Raw genomic sequence first — 6,732 nt, forward strand, 5'->3', positions numbered from 1 at the left:
CGGTGCTGCCGTCGTCCCCGCACGGACGTGCTGGCAGCATGTCGGGCGTGCCTTCCCACCTCGCGCGCTGGACCGGCCTTGCCGGCTCGACGCTGCTCGCGATCTCCGCCTACCTCGGGGGCGCGTTTCCCAGTGGCCCGCTGCGCAACACCCCGGTCAGCATCTGGCAGAGCCCGCACGGCCCGCTGATCCTCGCCGCCTGGGCGGTCGGCACCGGCCTCATGGCGTACGCCTGGTGGGCCCTGCGCGACGGAGGGCCGTCGACACGGTGGGCGCTGGTCACCGTGGGACTCTGGCTGCTGCCGCTGCTGGTCGCGCCGCCCTTCGGCAGCCGGGACGTGTACGCGTACGCCTGCCAGGGCGCCAGCTTCGTCGGCGGCGTCAGCCCGTACGAGCACGGCGTCTCCGCGCTGCCCTGCCCCTGGCTGGACAGCGTGTCGGTGATCTGGCGCGACACCCCGGCGCCGTACGGGCCGCTCTTCGTGCTCGTCGCGGGCGCGGTGGTCAAGGTGACCGGTTCGCTGACCGCCAGCATCGTGCTGTTCCGGGCGCTGTCGCTGATCGGCGTGGCCCTGACCGCGTGGGCGCTGCCCGCCCTGGCTCGCCGGGCCGGCGTGCCGCCCAAGCGGGCCGTGTGGCTGGCACTCGGGTCCCCGTTGGTCGCCGCGCACCTGATCGGCGGCCCCCACAACGACGTGCTGATGCTCGCCGCGCTCGTCGGTGGGCTGGCCGTGGTGGCGTCCCACCCGGGCCGTCGCGCCATGCTGCTCGTCGGCGGGCTGCTGCTCGGCCTCGCCGTCGCCATCAAGGTGACCGCCGTGGTGGTGGTGCCGTTCGCCGCCCTGGCGGCCACCGCCGGACCGTACCGGCTCCGGACACTGATCCGCGACGGCGGCTGGGTGGTCGGCGGCACGGCCGTGTCCGTCGTGGGGGTGACGGTCCTTGGCGGACTCGACTTCGGCTGGATCGGCGGACTGTCCCAGGGCGGCGCCGCCGTCGCCTGGACCTCCCCGTCGACCGCCGTCGGGCAGACCGTCGGTTACGTCGCGGCGCTGTTCGGCGGGCACATCGACGCGCTACCCGTGACACGCGGCATCGCCGTCGTACTTCTGGCCGTACTCCTGGTCTGGCTCTGGTGGCGCGCCCGCACCCGCGACCCGCTCCACCACGCGGGCCTCGCCCTCGCCCTCACCGTCGCCCTCGCCCCCGTCGTGCACCCCTGGTACTGGACCTGGCCGCTGTTCGTGCTGGCGGCCACCGCCCGCCGGACCGGCTGGTTCATCGTGGTCGCGCTCGTCGCGTCGTTCCTCGTGCTGCCCGACGGCACCGGCCTGCCCCGCTACACCAAGACCGTCGGGGCGCCACTGATGACGCTGTTGGTGATCGTGCTGGTCGTCCGATTGGTACGGTCGGCTCGGGCGACCCGCCAGCCGGTCGCCGCCGACTGAGGGAAGGTGCGCCGGTGACCGCTCCCGGCGCGACCCTCTCCCGGTACGCGGGCCTGACCGGCGCGACCCTGCTCGCCGTGGCCGCACACCTCGGCGGGGCGCTGCCCGACGCCGTCCCGCTGGGCGTGACACCCCTGTCGATCTGGCGAGCCCCACACGGCCCGGCCACGCTGACCTGCTGGCTGGCCGGCACCGTGCTGCTGGTCGCCGCGTGGTGGTCGCTGCGCGGGGGAGCGCCGTCGACCCGGTGGGCGTACGTCACCGCCGGACTGTGGACCCTGCCGCTGCTCGTCGCGCCACCGATGGGCAGCCGGGACGTCTACTCGTACGCCTGCCAGGGCTGGACGTATGCGCACGGCGCCGACCCGTACGCCGTCGGGGTGGCCGCGGCCGGCTGCCCCTGGGTGGAGACGGTGGCACCGATCTGGCGGGACACCCCGGCGCCGTACGGGCCGGTGTTCGTCCTGCTCGCCGCACTCGCGGTGCACCTCGGAGGCGGGCTCACCGGGACGCTGGTGCTGCTACGGGTCACCGCCGTGGCAGGGCTGCTGCTGGCCGCGCTCTGCCTGCCCCCACTGGCCCGGGCGGGCGGAGTGCCACCCCGACGGGCGGTCTGGCTGCTGCTGGCCTGCCCGCTCGTCGGCGTACACCTGGTGGCCGGCGCGCACAACGACGCCGTGATGCTAGGCCTGCTGCTGTGCGGACTGCTGGTGGCGGTCCGTCGACCCGGTCGGCCCGCCGCGCTGCTGCTCGCCGGCGCGCTGCTCGGGCTGGCGGTCACCGTGAAGGCCACCGCCGTGGTGGTGGTGCCGTTCGCCGCGCTGGCCGCGGTGCGCGGCCCGAACACCGTACGGGCGCTGTCGCGCGACGGCGGCTGGCTGGCCGGCGGGCTGCTCGGCGCCGTGCTTGTCACGTCGGCGCTGTCCGGCCTCGGGTTCGGCTGGATCGGCGGACTGACCCGCAGCGGCGACTCCGAGCAGTGGACCTCACCGCCCACCGCCGTCGGATTCGTCGTGGACTACGCCGGCGAACTCGTCGGCCGGAACCCGCAGGCCGTACCGCTGACACGCGCGGTCGCGCTGCTGCTGCTCGCCGCGGTGCTGGTGGTGCTCTGGTGCCGGACGCTGCGCGCCGCACGCGACGTCCACCCGCCGGAGCGCCCCCGGGTCGCGCTGCACGGCGCGGCGATGGCACTGGTCGCCACAGTCGTCCTGTCCCCGGTCTTCCACCCCTGGTACGCGACCTGGCCGCTGGCGCTGCTCGCGCTCACCGTCACCCGAACGACGTGGTTCGTGTTGCCGGTCGCGGCGGCCGCGTTCCTCGCCCTGCCCGACGGCACCAACCTGGCCCGCTTCACCAAGGCCCCCGGCGCGCTCACGATGACCGCCCTCCTCCTGACCGCCCTCCTCCTGACGGCCCGCCCCCGCGCCGCCCGCCCCCGCGCCGCCCGCCGCCCACCGCGTTGATCATGAGGTTAACGGGCGACAGTCCGGACGAAACGCCTCGCCAACCTCATGATCGTCACCGTCCTGCGCTCAAGATCGTGCTCGAACATGGATGTAGTGGTCTCAGGCGTGCGGGATGCCACTACATCCAGGATCGAGCACGATCTTCGGGGCGGGGCGGGGCGGGGCGGGGCGGGGCGGGGCGGGGCGGGGCGGGGCGGGGCGGGGCGGGGTCGGGTCAGGCTCGGGTGCGGCAGGTGGGGCAGGGTTGGCCGCCGCGCTTGGTGATGGGGGTCAGGCGGGTGCGGAGGAGGATGGTCAGGAGCAACACGGCGGTACAAGCGGACCGGGCCGGCCCCGCGAATCGCGGAGCCGGCCCGGCCGGTGGAGCGGGTGACTGCTCAGCAGTCGTAGTACATGGCGAACTCGTGCGGGGTCGGGCGCAGGCGCACCGGGTCGACCTCGTTGGCGCGCTTCCAGTCGACCCAGGTGGAGATCAGGTCGGGGGTGAAGACGCCGCCGTCGAGCAGGTAGTCGTGGTCGGCCTCCAGCGAGTCGAGCACTGCCGACAGCGAGCCCGGCACCTGCTTGACGTCGCCCCACTCCTCCGGCGGGAGGTCGTAGAGGTCCTTGTCGATCGGCGTCGGCGGCTCGATCTTGCTCTTGATGCCGTCCAGGCCGGCCATCATCATCGCCGAGAAGGCCAGGTAGACGTTCGCCGACGGGTCCGGGACGCGGAACTCGACGCGCTTGGCCTTCGGGTTGCTGCCGGTCACCGGGATGCGGGTGCAGGCGGAGCGGTTTCGCTGCGAGTAGACCAGGTTGACCGGCGCCTCGAAGCCCGGCACCAGACGACGGTACGAGTTGATCGTCGGGTTGGTGAAGGCCAGCAGCGACGGCGCGTGGTGCAGCAGACCGCCGATGTACCAGCGGGCCATGTCGGACAGGCCCGCGTAGCCGGTCTCGTCGTAGAAGAGCGGCTCACCGTTGAGCCAGAGGCTCTGGTGGGTGTGCATGCCGGAACCGTTGTCGCCGAACAGCGGCTTGGGCATGAAGGTCGCGGTCTTGCCGTTGGCCCAGGCCTCGTTCTTCACGATGTACTTGAAAAGCTGGAGCTGGTCACCGGCGTGCAGCAACGTCGAGAACCGGTAGTTGATCTCGGACTGACCGGCGGTGCCCACCTCGTGGTGCGAACGCTCGACGCTGAAGCCGGTGTCGACGAGCCGGCGCACGATCGAGTCGCGCAGGTCGGCGTAGTGGTCGACCGGCGGCACCGGGAAGTAGCCGCCCTTGTACGCGGTCTTGTAACCGCGGTTGCCGCCCGGCTCCTCGCGGCCGGTGTTCCACGCGCCCTCGATCGAGTCGATGTAGTAGAACGACTGGTGCGCCGAGGTCTCGTGGCGGATCGAGTCGAAGATGTAGAACTCCGCCTCGGCGCCGAAGTAGGCGGTGTCGGCGATGCCGCTCGCCGCCAGGTACGCCTCGGCCTTCTTCGCCACGTTGCGCGGGTCGCGGCTGTAGGCCTCGCGGGTGAACGGGTCGTGGATGAAGAAGTTGAGCGCGAGGGTCTTCTGCGCCCGGAACGGGTCGATGAACGCGGTGGCGACATCCGGGAGCAGGAGCATGTCCGACTCGTGGATCGCCTGGAAACCGCGGATCGACGAACCGTCGAACGCGAGGCCGTCGGTGAAGAGGTCGTCGTTGACGGACTCGACCGGCAGGTTGAAGTGCTGCATCACGCCGGGCAGGTCACAGAAACGAACGTCGACGAACTTCACGTCCTCGTTCTTGAGGTATCGCAGCAGTTCCTCGGGATTGGCGAACACACATCCTCCTGGCACGTCCACGGGGTGGCTAGGCTTCTGGCGACGCTATGGCCGGGGGGTTGCCCGGCCATGTCTCCGGTGTTTCTGCCGTGTTACGTCCCTCGCGGAGCGTCAGCGACGCCCCGTCCACGCCTCCGGCCGGCCGCGAACGCCGTACCGGCTGTACCAGTGTAGTGACATCTGATGCCTTTGGTCCTGATCGGCGCGGAGTGGTGGTGACACCCGCGGGTCCGTCGTCAGGGGCGCGGATACCCTTGACCGCTGTGACCATTCCGCACGTCCCGGCAGCACCGGCCACCGATCCCACCTTCACCCCGCCGAGCCTCGGCAAGCGGTTCGGGGCGCTGATCATCGACTGGGTGCTCTGCCTGCTGGTGTCGAACATCTTCGCCGACCCGGTACGCGACGGGTGGGCCCCCGTGCTGGTGCTGGTGCTGGTGTACGGCCTCTTCCTCGGCCTGTTCGCACAGACCCCGGGCATGTACATCACGAAGATCCGCTGCGTGAACTGGCACGACGGTGGCCGCATCGGGGTGCTCCGGGGACTGATCCGGGGTCTCCTGTTGGCACTCGTCGTCCCCGCGCTGATCATGGACGAGCACCGTCGCGGCCTGCACGACCGCCTCGCCAACTCGGTCATCGCCGACGCGCCGCGCGGCTGAGCCGGCCCCGGCGGCCCAAGATCGCACTCGATCACTGATCTAGTGGCATCGCCGTGTCGTTGAGGCCACTACATCAGTGATCGAGCACGATCTTGGTGCTGTGCGCCCCGGCGCGTCGGAGGCAGCACCATCGGGGAAGGCGCGAGGCGTGAGGGCGCGCGGCGCGCGACGAGAAGAGCCGGACCCGCACGGGTCCGGCTCTCTTCACGTACACCTCAGGGGGTCAGCGGCCCCGCGACTGGCGGAACGCGCCCGGCGGCCGCATGTTCTTCGGGATCGCGCCCTTGGGCATCTGCGGACGGGCGGTGAGCGCCTTGAGTCGCTTGTCCAGCGAGTTGACGTCCTTGCCGGAGAGCGCGCGGGGCAGGCGCAGCAGCGTCGTACGCAGCTTGCGGATGGGCAGTTCGCCCTCGTCCTGGCCGATCACGTAGTCGTGCAGGGGTGCCGAGCCGATCACCTTGGACAGGCGGCGCTTCTCCTGCCCGAGCAGGCCACGCACCCGCTGCGGGTTGCCCTCGGCGAGCAGGATCACGCCCGGCCGGCCGATCACCAGGTGGACCATGTCCATCTGGGTGGTGGAGCTGACCGCCGGCGTCACCCGCCAGTCGCCGCGCATGTTCTCCATGATCTGCGCCGCCGCGCCGGGCTGCCCCTCGGCGGCGTTCATCATCGCCTTGTTGGACCGCAGGTTGAGCACGATCAGCACCGCGAGCAGGGCGAACAGGATGCCCAGCGGCAGCCAGATCCAGCCCCAGAGGATGACCGCGACCACGGTGAGGGCGAGCGGGAGCAGCACCGCGGCGGCGACCAGCGGCGCGAACCACCGGTCCTGCTTGGCGGTGAACTGGAACACCATCCCGATCTGCTTCAGCCGCTGGCCGAACGAGACCTTCTCCTGGGGCTTTGCCATGCCGCAGAGTCTAGTGGTCGCCGTCCGCCCCGTTGATCCGCGTCCGGGTGCCGGCCGGCTGAGTACCTTACGTCTCCTTACCGGCCCGGGCCGGACGGGTAAGGAGGGTGGCGCCGGGGAAGATGAGGCGCTGTGCCCATGCCCGGGTGGGGCCTTCGCGCGAAGAGTCGTCAGCAGAAGACGACGACGCCACGAAGGAGCCCGACATGTTCGGCAACGACGCGGAATTCCTGCTCTCCCTGCACCGTACGTACGCCGCGGAACTGCGCGCCGAGGCGGCGGCGGACCGGCTCGCCCGCGCGGTGTCGCCCCGCCCCGGCCGTACCTGGTTGGGCCGCCGCCAGCAGGCCCGCCGCACCGACGCCCGCCGGTGACCGCGCCCGCCCCGGCCGTCCCGGACACGGTTCCCGCCGCGCCGACCGGCCGACCGCGGGCCACCCC

The 6,732-nt window shown here is 71.9% G+C and carries 6 protein-coding genes; 4 read left to right on the forward strand and 2 right to left on the reverse strand.

Annotation, left to right across the window (positions count from 1 at the left end):
- Positions 1–47 precede the first annotated feature (47 nt).
- Both mptB (ABZS77_RS26425) and mptB (ABZS77_RS26430) read left to right on the forward strand, forming a co-directional pair.
- Complete coding sequence (mptB, locus tag ABZS77_RS26425) at positions 48–1,448, forward strand: polyprenol phosphomannose-dependent alpha 1,6 mannosyltransferase MptB (protein WP_354828083.1); 1,401 nt, start codon at positions 48–50, stop codon at positions 1,446–1,448.
- Positions 1,449–1,462: 14 nt separating this feature from the next.
- Positions 1,463–2,914: a polyprenol phosphomannose-dependent alpha 1,6 mannosyltransferase MptB gene (gene mptB, locus ABZS77_RS26430; protein WP_354828086.1), complete on the forward strand. Its 1,452-nt coding sequence runs from the start codon at positions 1,463–1,465 to the stop codon at positions 2,912–2,914.
- Positions 2,915–3,294: 380 nt separating this feature from the next.
- On the opposite strand, the gene glnA is transcribed toward mptB (ABZS77_RS26430), so the two are convergent.
- A complete protein-coding gene (gene glnA / locus ABZS77_RS26435) occupies positions 3,295–4,719 on the reverse strand; it encodes a type I glutamate--ammonia ligase (protein WP_139583267.1) in 1,425 nt (474 codons plus the stop codon).
- Between the two features lie 269 nt (positions 4,720–4,988).
- Here glnA and ABZS77_RS26440 point away from each other — a divergent pair, with 269 nt between their 5' ends.
- Complete coding sequence (locus tag ABZS77_RS26440) at positions 4,989–5,381, forward strand: RDD family protein (protein WP_354828100.1); 393 nt, start codon at positions 4,989–4,991, stop codon at positions 5,379–5,381.
- 223 nt (positions 5,382–5,604) lie between these two features.
- Here ABZS77_RS26440 and ABZS77_RS26445 read toward each other — a convergent pair whose 3' ends face one another.
- Positions 5,605–6,291 carry a DUF4191 domain-containing protein gene (locus ABZS77_RS26445; RefSeq protein ID WP_151493395.1) on the reverse strand — a complete coding sequence of 229 codons (687 nt, stop codon included), beginning with the start codon at positions 6,289–6,291 and terminating at the stop codon, positions 5,605–5,607.
- Between the two features lie 206 nt (positions 6,292–6,497).
- On the opposite strand from ABZS77_RS26445, the gene ABZS77_RS26450 reads away from it, so the two are divergent.
- The gene (locus tag ABZS77_RS26450) at positions 6,498–6,665 is read left to right on the forward strand and encodes a hypothetical protein (RefSeq protein WP_354828089.1); all 168 of its coding nucleotides are present in this window, start codon (positions 6,498–6,500) and stop codon (positions 6,663–6,665) included.
- Positions 6,666–6,732 lie beyond the last annotated feature (67 nt).

Source organism: Micromonospora sp. NPDC005298, from assembly GCF_040607375.1.
GTDB lineage: Bacteria > Actinomycetota > Actinomycetes > Mycobacteriales > Micromonosporaceae > Micromonospora.